We start from the raw sequence: 14,644 nt of genomic DNA, 5'->3' as shown, positions 1-14,644 counted from the left end.
CCCGCAAAATGCAACGCCACCAACGACGACGAACACGCCGTGTCCACCGACACCGCCGGCCCCTCAAGACCCAGCACATAAGCAATACGACCAGAGGCGACACTGATCGAACCCCCGGTCAACCCGTAACCCTCTACCAGGGCGTCGGCCTCGCCCAGCCGAGGCCCGTACTCCTGCGCCATCACGCCCGCGAACACGCCCGTCGGCGAACCACGCAGAGAGTCGGGGGCGATACCAGCCCGTTCGAGTGCCTCCCAGGAGACCTCCAGAAGCAGCCGCTGCTGCGGATCCATTGCCAAAGCCTCACGCGGCGAGATACCGAACAACTCCGGATCGAAGTCCGCGGCGGCGTCGATAAAACCGCCGACCCGAGCGAAGGAACCGTCAACCGTCCAACCACGGTCGACCGGGAAATCCCCGACCACATCACGGCCCTCGACAACCACCCGCCACAAATCCTCAGGCGAATCCACCCCACCCGGAAAACGACACGCCATACCCACGATCGCCAACGGCTCGTCGGACGGCAGGGCCCTCGGCGTACCGGGGGCGACCGCGGAGGTTCCGCCGATCCGGTCGGTCAGGTGAGCGACGAGCTCCGTAACGGTGGGGTGGTTGAAGACCACGGAGACGGGCAGCGTGGCTCCGACGGCCGCGCCGAGGCGTCTGCACAGTTCGAGGGAGAGGCTGGAGTCGAACCCGAGGTCCTTGAACGGCCGGTCCACGTCGATGTCGTCGGGTCGTTCGTGGCCGAGAACGCGGGCGGTGACGGTGCGGGTCAGTTCACCCAGGTCACTCGTCTGGACGATGATCTCGGCGCCGCCGCCGGCCGTCCCGTCGTCGGCGGGTTCGGCGGTGAACCAGTGCCGAGCGCGCTGGAAGGCGTAGGTGGGCAGGTCGACGTGGGTGCGACCGGGCCCGAGGACGGTGGTCCAGTCCACCGGCGCGCCGACGGCCCAGACCTGACCGAGCGCACGGAGCAGAGTTTCGTACTGCGGGTGGTCACGGCGTTGCGAGGCGACGACGACGCCCGGCACACCCGCGGCCTCGACGCACTCGGACATGGCGAGTTCGAGCACCGGATGGGCACTGACCTCGACGAAGACCCGGGCGCCCAGACCGACGAGGGTCTGCATGGCGAGGTCGAACCGCACGGTGTGGCGGAGGTTGCGCAGCCAGTAGCGGCCATCCATGTCGGCGGTGTCGAGCACCTCACCGGTCGCGGTGGACACCAGCGGAACCGCCGACGACCGGGGCCTCAGGCCGTCCAGCTCCGCGACCAACCGGTCGGCGACGCTGTCCACGGCGGCGGAGTGGGAGGCGTAGTCGACCGGGATCAGCCGCGCTCGTACCCCACGCTCGGTCCACCGGGCCGCGAGCGCCTCCAGCACCGGGACCGGACCGGCGACCACGGTCGACGTCGCGCTGTTGACGACTGCCGCCTCCACGCCGTCGGGAAGTTCCGGTTCGACGTCGGCCCGGCTGAGACCGACCGACAGCATGCCGCCCGTGCCGGCCAACTCGCGGATCAAGCGCGAGCGGACCACGACGATCCGGGCGCCGTCCTCCAGCGAGAGCCCACCGGCGACGCAGGCCGCGGCGACCTCGCCCTGGGAGTGGCCGACCACGCCCGTCACCGGGACACCGGAGGACAGCCACACCGCCCCGAGGGAAACCATGACCGACCACAGCAGCGGTTGCAGCACGTCCACCTGCGACAGCCAGGAGTCGTCCTCGCTCTCGAGGAGGTCGATGACGGACCAGTCGACGAGGCCGGACAGCGCGCGGTCGCACGCGGCGAGCCGGTCGGCGAAGACCGGCGACGCCCTGATCAGCTCGCGGGCCATGCCGGCCCACTGCCAGCCCTGGCCGGGAAAGACGAGCACGACCCCGCCCGGCGGGGGACCGGAGGCCTCGGCTGCCACCGAGCGCAGATCGGCGACGATCGACTCGCGGTCGGCGCCGACCACCACGGCCCGGTGCTCCATGGCGGCCCGGGAGGCCGCCAGGGCCCGCGCCACCGCCGGCACGGGGGTGGCCCGGCCCGGCCCCTGCCACCAGTCGGCCAGCCGACGCGCCTGGGCCCGCACCGCCGCAGCGGACCGGCCCGAGATCAGCACGGGCACCGGGCGGACGCCGGTCACCGGGCCGACGCCGGTTCCCGCGGTGCCCTGGGGCGCCTCGGCGAGGACCAGATGGCAGTTGGTGCCGCCCATGGCGAACGCGCTGACCCCGGCGAGCAGTGGCCCGCCGGCAGCGGGCCAGGGAGCCAGTTCCGTGCTGACCCGCAGGCCCAGCTCGCCGAGCCGGATCGCGGGGCCGGCGGTACGAAAGTTGAGGCTGGCCGGCAGTTCCCGGTGCCGCAGTGCCAGCACCACCTTCAGCAGACCGGCGATGCCGGCGGCGCCCTCGAGATGGCCGATGTTGGTCTTCACCGAGCCCACGATCAGCGGATCACCTGCCGGACGGGCCCGGCCCAGGACGGCGCCCAGCGCGGCCGCCTCGACCGGGTCGCCGACGGGGGTGCCGGTGCCGTGCAGTTCGACGTAGCCGACCTGCGCCGGAGGGACCCCGGCGCGTGCGTAGGCGCGGCGCAGCACCTGCTCCTGGCCGGCCTGGCTCGGTGCGGTGAGCCGGTCACCGCCGCCGTCGTGGTTGGTCGCGCCGCCGCGGATGACGCAGTAGACGCGGTCGCCGTCGGCGACGGCCCGGTCGAGCGGCTTCAGCACGACCAGCGCGGCGCCCTCGCCCCGGACATAGCCGTTGGCCCGCTCGTCGAAGGTGTAGCACCGCCCGTCTGGCGACAGTGCGCCGAAGTCGGCGGTGTATCGGGCGGTGTCGGCGAGGAGGTTCAGGTTGACGCCGCCCGCCAGGGCGACCTCACACTCGCCGGAGCGCAGGCTCTCGGCCGCGACGTGCACGGCGAGCAGGGAGGATGCCTGTCCGGCATCGACCGTCAGGCTGGGTCCGGAGAAGCCGAGCCGGTAGGAGATGCGGTTGGCCAGGACGCTGCGGTGCAGGCCGGTCAGGACGTGCGGCGCGTCGTCGCCCGGTCCGTGCCGGTACACCAGCTTGGCGTAGTCGTCGGCCATCGCGCCGATGAAGACTCCGACCGGGCGGCCGGTCAGGTGGTCGACGGGCAACCCGGTGTCCTCGATGCCCTCCCAGGCCAGTTCGAGCAGGAGGCGCTGCTGGGGGTCCATCATACGTGCCTCGCGCGGCGAGATCCCGAAGAATCCGGCGTCGAAACCGTCGATGTCGGGCAGGAAGCAGCCCCAGCGGGTCGGGTCGTCCGGGCCGGAGGGGTGCCAGCGCTCCGGAGGCACCTCGGTGACGGCGTGTCGGCCGTCGCGCAGCAGGGCCCAGAACGCGGCCGGGTCGGGTGCGCCCGGGAGCCGGCAGGCCAGGCCGACGATGGCGATCGGTGCCCCGCCCGGGGGCGGTACGAGCAGGTCAGCGCTTGGTGTGCTCGACAACGTCTCTCCCCGTGGTGTCGGCCGGCAGCGCCGCATCGTCGAACTGGACGGCGCAGAGTTGGGCGTAGAGGCCGCCGTGGCGCAGCAACTCATCGTGGCGGCCGTGTTCGACGACCCGGCCGCGTTCGAGAACGAGAATCTGGTCGGCGCTGCGCACGGTGGACAGCCGGTGCGCGATGACGAGGCAGGTGCGAACGGCCATGACATGGTGCAGCGCGCGCTGGACGGCCACCTCGGATTCGGAGTCCAGGTGTGCGGTCGCCTCGTCGAGGATGACGACGGGCGGTGCCTTGACGAGCAGCCGGGCCAAGGCGAGCCGCTGCTTCTCGCCGCCGGAGAGCCGGTATCCGCGGTCACCGACGACGGTGTCGAGCCCGTCGGGCAGACGCCGCATCAGATCGGCCAACTGGGCCGCCTCCAGCGCGGCGTGCATCTCGGCGTCCGTCACGCCCGGCCGGGCGTACTCCAGGTTGGCGCGGATGGTGTCGTGGAACAGGTGGGAGTCCTGGGTGACCACGCCGATGGCCGCGTTGAGCGAGGCGAGCGTCAGGTCGCGCACGTCGTGCCCGTCGATGCTGACGCTGCCGGACGTCACGTCGTACAGCCGGGGCAACAGGTTCAGCAGGCTGCTCTTCCCGGCGCCCGACGGCCCGACCAGGGCGATCATCTGGCCGGGCTCGGCGCGGAAGGACACGTCACGGACCACGACCGGGTTGGGCGCCTCGACCGGGCCGCTCTCCGTCGGCGCGGACAGGTCGCCCTCGGCACTGTCTGGGTAGGCGAAGCAGACGTTGCGGAACTCGACCCGGCCGGCGGCATCGGTCAGTGTCACGGCGTCCGGCCGCTCGGCGACGTGCGGCGCGAGGTCGAGCACCTCGAAGACCCGGTCGAAGCTGACCAGTGCGGTCATCACGTCGGCGTGCACGTTGGAGAGCCCGACCAGCGGGCGGTAGAGGCGGGTGAGCAGCGCGGCGAGCGCCACGAGCGCACCCAGCTGGATCGTGCCGTCGATCACCTGGCGGCCGCCCAGTCCGTACACCAGCGCGGTGGTGACGGCGGCGAGCACGGTCAGCGTGACGGCGAAGACCCGGCCGTACATGAAGACGACGACACCGGCGTCGCGCAGGTCCCTGGCGTTGGCGGCGAACCGGCCCGCGTCGTCGGCTCGGCGGCCGTACAGCTTGGACAGCACGGCGCCGGCCACGTTGAACCGCTCTGCCATGAAGCCGCCGAGTGCCGCGTCGGCCTGCATCTGCCGCCGGGTCACGTGCTGCATGCGGCGGCCCACGATGCGGGCTGGCAGGTAGATGAACGTCGGCAGCAGGATCGCGATGACGAGGGTCAGCTGCCAGGAGAGGTAGGCCATCGTGACGAGCACCGCCGCCATGCTGATGACGCTGGAGACGACGGACGACAGGGTGGTGGTGAGCGCGCGCTGCGCGCCGTTCACGTCGGCGCCGAGCCGACTGAGCAGGGTGCCGGTGTGGTTGTGCGTGTAGAAGGCGACCGACATGCGCTGCAGGTGCTCGAAGACCTGGATCCGCAGGTCGCACACGACGCCTTGGCCGATGCGCGCGGAGAACCAGTGTTGGGCGAGATTGACGACGCCGTTGACCAACGCGGTGGCCGCGACCAACGCGGCGAGCCCGAGCACCACGCCCACGTCCCGGGGCAGGATGCCGCGGTCGATGATGAGCTTGAGCAGCAGCGGATCCAGCACGACGGCGATCGCGTCCAGAGAGACCAGCAGCAGCAGGATCAGCAGGTCCCGCCGGTAGGGGCCGGCGTAGCGCACGACCCGGCGCAGGGTGCCCGGCCGGACGCGTGAGCGGGCGGCCGGGCGTTCCTGGAGCAGGGAGTGGATGCCCGGGTTGGTCATGTCGCGGCGGTTCCGCCGGCGTCCGGGGCCTGGACCTCAGCGAGCAGGTCCTCGGTGTGCTCGCCGAGTTCGGGGGCGCGGCGGCGGAACGTGTCCAGACCGGCGCCGAACCGCACGGGGAACCGCACCTGCGGCACCGTCGTGCCGCCAGGGGCGGACGCCTCGCCGACGAGCCCGCGCGCCTGCACGTGCGGGTCGGCTTGGAACGCCGCGGCGTCATCGAGCACCGGCGCCCACGGCACATCTACCGCCGACAGCCGTCCGTTCCACCAGTCCAGCGTCCGGGCTGCCACGACCTTGGTGAGCAACGCGTGCACGTCGGCCTTGTGCCGGGTGCGCTCGCGGCGCGTGTCGTAGGCGTCCGTCCCCAGTTCGGGAAACTCTGGTGTCAGTGCCGTGCGAAAGGTGAGCCAGAACCGGTCCTCGAACAGCACCAGCGACAGCCGCTTCCCGTCGGCGGTCTCGAACAGGTCGTAGTCGCCCATCACCAGCGGGCTGTCGGCCGGTGTCGCGAGGTGCCGCGACGGCAGCAGCATGGGCGCCGTCCAGGCCGACGCGGCCTCGTGCGCGGCGACGTCGATGTGCTGGCCGCGGCGGGTGGCTCGGGCACCGGGCAGGGCGACGGCGAGGGCCAGCGCGGCGTACATCGCGGCGGCCAGGTCGGCGACCCGGACGCCGACCCGATCCACCCGCTCACCTGCCCGGTGCGGCAGGGCGAAGAAGCCGGCCAGGGCCAGGAAGTTGAGGTCGTGGCCGGGCCGGTTCGCGTACGGGCCGTCCTGCCCGAAGCCGGACAGCGAACAGAGCACCACGCCGGGATTGACGGTGCGCAGGCGCTCGTAGCCCAGGCCCATCCGGTCGAGCACGCCCGGCCGGAAGCTCTCCACCACCGCGTCGGCCGTCGCCACGAGCCGGAGGAACGCGGCCACACCGTCGGCGGTACGTAGATCGAGCGCAAGCGACCGCTTGTTGCGGTTGATGGCGGCGAATCCTTCGGCGTCGACCCGCCGGCTCGGGTCACCGCCGTCGGGCGACTCCACCTTGATGACGTCGGCACCCAGATCCGCGAGCAGCATGGTGGCGAAGGCGCCCGGAAGCAGCCTGGTGAGATCCAGGATCCGCGCCCCGTCGACCGCCGACCACGTTACCGTCATGTCGCACCCCTCGTGATCTCTCTCGCCCGCGCTGATGGGCGCGGCTCGGTCGGTCAGCCGCCCATCTGCTCGATGAGGCTCTTCGGCCGCAGATCGGTCCAGTTCTCCTCGACGTAGGCGAGGCAGGCGTCACGGCTGTCCTCGCCGTGTGCGACCGTCCACCCCGCGGGCACCTCGGCGAAGTGGGGCCACAGCGAGTGCTGGCCCTCGTCGTTGACCAGCACGTAGAAACGGCCGTCGGGGTCGTCGAACGGGTTCGTCACGGTTTCCTCCCATGGGTACGTCGGTCAGGGTCAGGCGGCACGCGTCGGATCGCGTGCAGCGGAGCAGACTGTCAGGTCGCGGTACGTCGCGGCGGCGGGTCGACCGTCAGCGCACGGGGTGCCGCCAGCCGCGGGGGTCTGGGCCGTCGCCTCGTTGCGCGGCCGTCAGGGCGGCCCGCAACCGCCCGGTGACCGGGGCGCCTGCGGCGGACCCGGCGTTCCAGGCGCCGTCAGCGGTGACGACGCGACGGATGCGCGTCACGCCCGCGGCGGTGCCGCAGGCGAAGGCCTCCGTGATCTCGCCGCGCGCGGCACCGTCACGCCAATCCTCCAGGGCCAGAGGCCTTTCGGTGGCGCGCAGCCCGGCGTCGCGGGCGAGGGTGAGGAGCGAGTCGCGGGTGACGCCCGGCAGGATCGTGCCGGTGAGCGGCGGCGTGACGATTTCGGCGGCGGCGCCGCTGCCACGCACGACGAAGACGTTCATGCCGCCCATCTCCTCGACCCAGCGCCGCTCCGTCGCGTCCAGGTACAGGACCTGCTGGCACTCGTGGTCGGCGGCCTCCTGCTGGGCGAGGTAACCGGAGGCGTAGTTGCCGGCGCACTTCGCCTCGCCGGTGCCGCCGATGACGGCCCGCGTGTAGGTGTCGGTGACCCACACGGAGACACCGTCCTCCGCGGCGCCGAAGAAGTTCTCCGTCACGAAGGCCATCAGCAGATAGCGGTAGGTGGTGGCCGGCCGCAACCCGAGGTGCGGCTCTTCCGCGTACAGGATGGGGCGCAGGTAGAGACTTCGGCCTTCGGCGGCAGGCACCCAGGCCCGGTCGATCCGCACCAGCTCCTGGATGGACTCCGTGAACAGCGATTCCGGCAGCTCGGGCATTTTGAATCGGCGCGCCGACCGCTGCAGGCGGCGGGCGTGGTCGGCCATCCGGAACACCGATGTCTGGCCGTCGGGTGACCGGTATGCCTTGAGCCCTTCGAAGACGACCTGGCCGTAGTGCAGCCCGACCATCGCCGGGTCCAGTGGCAGGCTGCCGTACGGCCGCAGGGACGCGTGGTGCCAGCCGCGGTCGGCGGTCCAGCGGATCGTCACCATGTGCTCGGTGAACGCCTGCCCGAACGGGGAATCCCGCAGCCGGGCGGCTCTCGCGGAGGGGCTCAGCAGCTCCGACGCCGCGACGCCGAAACGACTCCACTCGGTCGTTGTCTCGGTGCGGGCTCCGGTTCCGGCAGGGTCCAGCTGATCCGCGCGACGGGACATGCGCATCACACCATGGGGGCGAAGAAGTACGTGTCGCGCCGGCTGAACAAGCCGTCCGGTGCGATTTCGAAGAAGTCGGCGAACCTGAGCCGCACGTGGTCACCCGACTTGAGTACGCCTTCGAAGTCACCCTGAACCGCGACGGTGGTGCCGTCGCAGATCGTCGCGCGCAGGGTGTGCCGCCCGTCGGCTATCACGCGATCCGCGCGGTAGAAATCGTCGAGCGCGGCACGGCCCTTGAACGTGTCGTATCCAGGCCGGTCATAGACCGCGTCGGGTGTGAACAGTGCGACCATACCCGTGACGTCGCCTTTGTCGACCAATTCGTAATAGCGGCGGACACGCGTCAACGCCTCTTCCGACATGACCATGCAGGAACCACTCCCCCGTAAGACCTGCTATTGGTATGGCCCGGGCGGGTCTCCGCTGCCCGCTTCATGCAGCACCACAACGCCGGACCTGGGGCTTAGTATCGATACATCTGAGTCTTTCGATTGCCTGCGTCGAACTATAACGGCTGTCCGTACCGACCGGAACCCTTTTGACGCAAGCAATATCGTTTACGTCGCCCTACACCGCGCCCTGCGGGCGCAACCGCGCCATGACGTCGCGCACCAGTTCCTCGGTGTCCTCGTGCAGGAAGAAGTGCCCGCCGGAGAAGACCCGCAGCTCGCTCGGACCGGCGGTGAACTCACGCCAGGCGGCGACCGCGTCCACCTCGACATCGGCGTCGGCGGCACCGGCGTAGACCGTCATCGGCGCGCTCACCAGCGCACCCGGCCGGTGCCGGTACGTCTCGATCAACCGTAGGTCACTGCGGAACGCCGGAAGCACCAGCTGGCGGATGTCCTCGTCGGCGAGCAGCCACATGTCCGCCGCGCCGAGCCGGCTCATCTCCGTGACGAGTTCGTCGTCGGGCGCGCGGTGCAGTTGCCGGGTGGGCCTCCGGTTCGGCGCGGCGTTCGCCGACACGAACACGTGCGCAACCTGTACGCCGTGCAGGATCTCCAGGCGGAGCGCGACTTCGTAGGCGATCGCGGCGCCCATGCTGTGCCCGAACACGGCCACCTCACAGCCGAGCTCGCCCTGCAGTGCGCCGGTGACCAGGTCCGCCATGCGGGGCAGGTCGTCGACGCACGGCTCGGCGAGCCGGTCCTGACGGCCGGGATACTGCACGGCGAGCAGCTCGACGTCGTGCGGCAGCAGCGCGGCCCACCCGCGGTAGGCCGCCGCGCTGCCACCGGCATAAGGAAGGCAGACCAGCCGCAGCCGCGGCGACTGGACCGGACGGTAGCGGCGCAGCCACGCTTTGCCAGGTGATCGGACGGCACTGTCTGACATGGACTCCCCCGTGTTGGCGACGGCGGACGCCACGCGCGCCACACCGTCTTCCGCGAGTCGTGAGGGTCCGTGACGCATCCGGTGCGATCAGCGCCTGGGCACCATCCCGGCTTCGTAGGCGGCGATCACGGCCTGGGTGCGATCCCGGACCTGGAGCTTCGCCAGCACACTGCTGACATGTGTCTTCACGGTCTGCCGACCCAGCACGAGTCTTGCGGCGATCTCGGTGTTTGACAACCCCTGCGCCATGAGACGAAGCACCTCGCGCTCGCGGGCGGTCAGCGCGGCGACCGCGGCCAGGTTACCGCCGGGCGCGGGATCGGACTGCTCACCCGGGGGGAGGTAGCTCGCCGGGACCACCCGTGAGGAGCCGTCCGCCGCCAGCCGGATCGCGTGGGCGATCTCGCCCGCCGACGCCCGTTTGCGCAGCAGGCCGTGTGCCCCCGCCCGCAGCGCGGCGTGCACATAGGCGTCCTGCTCCAGCGTGGTGAGGATGAGAACGCGCGGCGGCGAGACGAAGGCTCGCCGCACCTCGGCCGTGGCCTGGATGCCGTCCATCACCGGCATCCGCACGTCGAGCAGCACCACGTGCGGCCGCGTGGCCCTGACGGCCGCCACGACCTCGCTGCCGTCGGCGGCCTCACCGACCACGCGCAGATCGTCATTGGCCTCGATGAGGACCCGCAACCCGGCGCGGACCAGCTCCTCGTCGTCGACAAGAAGGACGTCAATGCCCACGGGACGAGAGTCTAGTGCGTCGTCGCCGCCGCCTCGTCCTGCGGCGCGTGCGGCAGCCGGACGTGCACCCGCCAGCGCTGGCCGACCGGTCCAGCGGCGAGCACCTCGCCACCGAGCAGCACGACCCGTTCACGGATGCCGCGCAGCCCGCCGGAGCGCGGGCCGGCGCCGTTCGCCCGGCGGGCGGCCGGCGGCGAGCCGGGGTGGCGCAACGGGCTGTCGACGCACAGGTCCATCTGGTCGGCACCGATCTCCACGCGCACGGAGACCGGCACCGCACCGCCGTGGCGCAGCGCGTTGGTGAGACCCTCCTGCACGATGCGGTACGCCTCGCGGGAGATCACCGTGGACAGCACGCCGACGGGGCCGTTCACGGTGGCGTCGACCCGCGCGCCGGTGGTGCGGGTGCTGCGCACGAGCGTGCCCAGCTCGGCCAGCGTGGGAGCGGGTGGGGCGGCGGCCGGGTCACCGCGCACGATCGTCAGCACCCGCTCCAGGTCCTCCATCGCGCTGCGGCCGGTCCGCTCGATTGCGCCGAGTGCCTCGCCGACGAAGGCGCTGTCGCGTTCGTGGACCTCGCGCGCCGCCATCGCCTGGAGCACGATGGTGGCCAGCGCGTGCCCGATCGCGTCGTGCAGCTCACGCGCCACCAGGTTCTGCTCCAGCAACCGCTCGGCCCGCGCCTCGGCGGCGGCCACCCGCTCGGTGGGCGACGGGCCCAGCAGCCACAGCGCACCCGCTGCCAGCAGCCTGCCGGAGAGCGCCACCGGCCAGACCGTCGCGACCGCCAGCAGCGGCACCAGTGCCAGCCAGAGCGGCGACCGGCCGGCGGGCAGGGAGACCCCGAAGAGCACCACGTCGGTGGCGCCGAGCGGGGCGGAGAGCAGCACCACCGTGGACTCCAGCATCGCGACGGTGAAGTAGGCGACGACCACTCCCAGCTCGAGGCGCAGCAGCAGCCATGCGACGGTGCGCCCACGCGCGGACCACGACGGCTCACCGCCGGGCAGCACGGCCGCGTCGCCGCCGAACAGCAGCACCCGCGCCTGTGCGCGCTCCGCGTCCCGCACCCGCGGCAGCAGGCCGGCCAGCAGCAGCACCGGGACCGGCACCACCAGCAGCCACGCGGCGGTCCGCGGCGCCGAACCCTCCAGCCCCGGGGCGACGGCCGTACAGGCCGCGGCGAAGACGGCGGCGATCAGCATGTGCAGCCAACGGGCGTAGGTGATCGGCGCGAACAGCGGTGTCACGAATGCGCGCACGCCCCCATCATGTCATCTCCGACCCGGCCGCCGGCCTGCGAAACCATCCCGTGGCGGGAGCGATCTCCCTCCCCGGGGGGAGCCGCACGGCGGGCCACTTCACGACCATGGTGGGCATGTCTACGAGAGGCAAGGCACATGATCGAGGTACGTGAGCTGAGCAAGAGGTACGGCAAGACCCTGGCCGTCGACCGGCTCACCTTCGACGTCACCCCGGGCCAGGTGACGGGCTTCCTCGGGCCCAACGGCGCCGGGAAGTCCACCACCATGCGGATGATCCTCGGGCTGGACCGGCCCAGTCACGGCGACATCCGCATCGACGGCAAACGCTACGTGGAGCTCGCCGAGCCGTTGCGGCACGTGGGTGCGCTGCTCAACGCGAAGGACGCGCAGGAGGCCCGCACGGCCTACGATCATCTGCTCGCCATCGCGCAGACCAACCGCATCTCCCGGCAGCGTGTCGACGAGGTGCTGGCCATCGTGGGCCTGACCGATGTGGCCGGGCGGCGTATCGGTGGGTTCTCCCTCGGCATGTCGCAGCGTCTGGGCATCGCGGTGGCGCTGCTCGGCGACCCGCCGATCCTGATGTTCGACGAGCCGGTCAACGGCCTGGACCCCGAGGGCATCCTCTGGATCCGCAACCTGATGAAGGGCCTGGCCCACGAGGGCCGCACGGTCTTCGTCTCCAGCCACCTGATGAGCGAGATGGCGATCACCGCCGACCACCTCATCGTCATCGGCCGCGGCAAGCTGCTGGCCGACACCACGATGGCGGAGTTCATCAAGGTCAACGCCCGGGGCGTGGTGCGGATCCGGTCCGCCGCGCAGAACCGGCTGGAGTCGTTGATGCGCGCAGAGGGCATGGAGGTCGTCGCGCACCCCGACGGCCTGATCGAGACCGACGAGCGGCACACCGCGCGGGTCGGACAGCTGGCCGCCGACGAAGCCATCCCGCTGCTGGAGCTCAGCCCGCAGCGGCCGTCGCTGGAGGAGGCGTTCATGCGTATGACCGCGACCGCGGTGGAGTTCTCCGCCGCGTCCCCCGCCGGCCGGCCGGCCGAGCGGACCCGGCAGTTGGCCGGCAGCAGCCGGGACGAGGGAAGGTGACGATGTCCCCGCAGGCGGTTCTCAGATCGGAGTGGACGAAGGTCCGCTCCGTGCGCAGTCACGCCTGGACCCTGGCGGCCACGTTCGTCGTGGTGCTCGGGATCAGCGCGGCGGTCAGCAGCTTCTACGGCGAGGGCGAGGCCCTGAGCCCGGACTTCGACGCTACGGCGCTGGCGTACTACGGCGTGAACTTCGGCCAGCTGGCGGTGATCGCGTTCGGTGTGATCGCGGTCAGCGGGGAGTACTCCAGCGGCATGATCCGCACCTCGCTGGCCGCGGTGCCGCGGCGCGGGCTCTTCCTGGCCTGCAAGCTGGCCACGGCGACCGCGGTGATGCTCGTCGTGGGCATGCTCACCAGCGTGGTGACGTTCTTCGTCACCCAGGCGCTGATGCCCAACGCGGCGTCCCTCGGCGATCCGGGCGTCGCCCGAGCGATCGTCGGCGCCGGGCTCTACCTCGCGCTGCTGGCGCTGTTCTCGATGGCCGTGACGTTCATGCTCCGCAACGCGGTGCTGGCGATGGGCGTGCTGATGCCGATGTTCTTCCTGGTCTCGCCGTTCGTCGCCTCGATCGAGCAGGTCGAGCCGGTGGCGAAGTACATGCCCGACCGGGCCGGCATCCTGATCACGCAGTCCAAGCCCGCGGCGGACTCGCTCGGCCCGTGGGTCGGCCTGGGCCTCATGGCGGCCTGGGTGGCCGTCGCGATCGTCGGCGCCTGGATCGTGCTCCGCCGCCGGGACGCATAGCCCTGTGGGTCCTGGGCCGGCTCTGCCTTCGCGTCGGCGTGACGCGAAGGCAGAGCCGCGCCGGGAGCTAGCGACAAACGCCTATGTATTGCTAGGCTCGCCCCCACGTCATAAATGACCAACGGGGGCTCCACCGAAGCATAGTCACAGGCTGTGACCATGCGCTTCGGCGTGGACTCCGAAGTATCCACTCCACTTGGCCTGGCCAGGATCTACCGCGCCGATCTGCATTCCCGGGGGACTCCGTCCGCCGGGCGTCGGCGCTTCCGACATGCCGGGGAGTCCTTGCAGGCTGCGCATTCCGTAACGGCGGTGAAATGGTCGTCTCGCATTTTCCGGTCAGTTTCGAGGAAGAATACTCGGTCGGTGGCACCCCGCTGGTCTCCATCGGGGTTCCGGTGCGTGGCCGTGCGCGCCGCATCTGGCTGAAGATCGAAGCTGGCAACCAGTTCGGCTCGATCAAGGCCCGTACCGCGCACGGGCTGCTCAGCACACTGGAGACGGCCGGGCGCCTCAGCCCGGGGCAACGGGTCGTCGAGTCGTCCTCGGGCAACCTCGGCGTGGCACTGGCCGGGCTGTGCGCGGCGCGGGGCTACCGGTGCACCCTCGTCGTGGACGCCACCGCGCCGCCGGAGAGCGTGCGCCGCATCGCCGCGTACGGCGCTGACGTCGTACAGATCGGTGACGTCAGTGGCGGCAACGCCGTGCGGGCCCGGTTGAGCATGGTGCAGGACATCCTCCGGGCGGACCCGTCGGCGGTCTGGACCGACCAGTACCACAGCCCCGCCAACCCCGACGTGCACTACCGGTGGACGGCGCCCGAGCTGGTCGGCGACCTGAGCGGCGGGCTGGACGCGGCGGCCGTCGCGGTCTCCACCGGCGGCACGCTCGCCGGGGTGTCACGGTACCTGCGGGAGCAGCACCCGGGCACCCGGGTGATCGCCGTGGACGCCGTCGGCTCGGCGGCGACCGGTGGTGACCCGGCCCCGCGACCGTTCAAACTCGCCGGCTTCGGCTCCGGCGTACGGTCGTCGTTCCTGGCCCCGGCGGACTGGGACAGGCACGTGCGGGTCGGCGACCTGGACGGCGCCTGGGCGTGCCGCATCCTCCGGGAACGCACCGGGCTCGCGCTCGGCGGCTCCGGCGGGGCCGCGGTGCTCGGCGCCGTGGTCGCGACCCTCGGCGATCCGGAGCTGCGCGACATCGCCTGCATCTGCGCGGACGGCGGCGAGAAGTACGCCGCCACCGTCTACAGCAGCGCGCTGCCCGAACCGGGGGACACACCGTCCGAACTCGCCGAGGCACTCGCCTGTCTGCGCTCGGCCCGGCCCTCCTGAGGATCCGGACAACCGCCCACTGTCAGGCCATGCTGGGCCTGGTGCGGGCCGCCAAAGGCGGGACGGCCCCCGGGGGCCGT

General features: G+C 71.6%; 12 protein-coding genes. 3 read left to right on the top strand and 9 right to left on the bottom strand.

What is annotated here, in order from left to right; genetic code table 11:
* From ACFY23_RS30840 to ACFY23_RS30800, 9 genes are all read right to left on the bottom strand, one after another.
* Positions 1–3,476, bottom strand: a 3,476-nt coding sequence (locus tag ACFY23_RS30840) for a beta-ketoacyl synthase N-terminal-like domain-containing protein (protein ID WP_350684168.1), incomplete at its 3' end; no start/stop codon positions are given.
* Positions 3,454–5,355 carry an ABC transporter ATP-binding protein gene (locus tag ACFY23_RS30835; protein ID WP_350684169.1) on the bottom strand — a complete coding sequence of 634 codons (1,902 nt, stop codon included), beginning with the start codon at positions 5,353–5,355 and terminating at the stop codon, positions 3,454–3,456. The genes ACFY23_RS30835 and ACFY23_RS30840, both read right to left, overlap by 23 nt.
* The gene (locus ACFY23_RS30830) at positions 5,352–6,509 is read right to left on the bottom strand and encodes a CaiB/BaiF CoA-transferase family protein (RefSeq protein ID WP_350684170.1); all 1,158 of its coding nucleotides are present in this window, start codon (positions 6,507–6,509) and stop codon (positions 5,352–5,354) included. Before ACFY23_RS30830 ends, ACFY23_RS30835 begins: the two co-directional genes overlap by 4 nt.
* A gap of 53 nt (positions 6,510–6,562) precedes the next feature.
* Entirely contained in the window at positions 6,563–6,772 is a 210-nt protein-coding gene (locus ACFY23_RS30825; RefSeq protein WP_350684171.1) for an MbtH family protein, read from the bottom strand.
* A gap of 106 nt (positions 6,773–6,878) precedes the next feature.
* On the bottom strand, positions 6,879–8,033 hold the full coding sequence (locus tag ACFY23_RS30820; protein ID WP_350684172.1) for a branched-chain amino acid aminotransferase: 1,155 nt from the start codon (positions 8,031–8,033) through the stop codon (positions 6,879–6,881).
* A gap of 5 nt (positions 8,034–8,038) precedes the next feature.
* The gene (locus ACFY23_RS30815) at positions 8,039–8,404 is read right to left on the bottom strand and encodes a nuclear transport factor 2 family protein (RefSeq protein ID WP_350684173.1); all 366 of its coding nucleotides are present in this window, start codon (positions 8,402–8,404) and stop codon (positions 8,039–8,041) included.
* A gap of 199 nt (positions 8,405–8,603) precedes the next feature.
* Entirely contained in the window at positions 8,604–9,374 is a 771-nt protein-coding gene (locus tag ACFY23_RS30810) for an alpha/beta fold hydrolase (RefSeq protein ID WP_350684174.1), read from the bottom strand.
* An 87-nt stretch (positions 9,375–9,461) separates the two neighbouring features.
* Positions 9,462–10,112 carry a response regulator transcription factor gene (locus ACFY23_RS30805; RefSeq protein ID WP_350684175.1) on the bottom strand — a complete coding sequence of 217 codons (651 nt, stop codon included), beginning with the start codon at positions 10,110–10,112 and terminating at the stop codon, positions 9,462–9,464.
* Positions 10,113–10,123: 11 nt separating this feature from the next.
* On the bottom strand, positions 10,124–11,374 hold the full coding sequence (locus tag ACFY23_RS30800) for a histidine kinase (RefSeq protein ID WP_350819527.1): 1,251 nt from the start codon (positions 11,372–11,374) through the stop codon (positions 10,124–10,126).
* 138 nt (positions 11,375–11,512) lie between these two features.
* Here ACFY23_RS30800 and ACFY23_RS30795 point away from each other — a divergent pair, with 138 nt between their 5' ends.
* The 3 genes from ACFY23_RS30795 (at position 11,513) to ACFY23_RS30785 (ending at position 14,564) form a co-directional block, all read left to right on the top strand.
* Positions 11,513–12,481, top strand: a complete 969-nt coding sequence (locus ACFY23_RS30795; RefSeq protein WP_350684177.1) for an ATP-binding cassette domain-containing protein — start codon at positions 11,513–11,515, stop codon at positions 12,479–12,481.
* Between the two features lie 50 nt (positions 12,482–12,531).
* A complete protein-coding gene (locus ACFY23_RS30790; RefSeq protein WP_350684178.1) occupies positions 12,532–13,227 on the top strand; it encodes an ABC transporter permease subunit in 696 nt (231 codons plus the stop codon).
* Positions 13,228–13,544: 317 nt separating this feature from the next.
* Entirely contained in the window at positions 13,545–14,564 is a 1,020-nt protein-coding gene (locus ACFY23_RS30785; RefSeq protein WP_350684179.1) for a cysteine synthase family protein, read from the top strand.
* Positions 14,565–14,644 lie beyond the last annotated feature (80 nt).

The sequence above is a fragment of the Micromonospora sp. NPDC000121 genome (assembly GCF_042899165.1).
Lineage (GTDB): Bacteria > Actinomycetota > Actinomycetes > Mycobacteriales > Micromonosporaceae > Micromonospora.
This window is presented reverse-complemented; position numbering and strand designations above follow the sequence as displayed.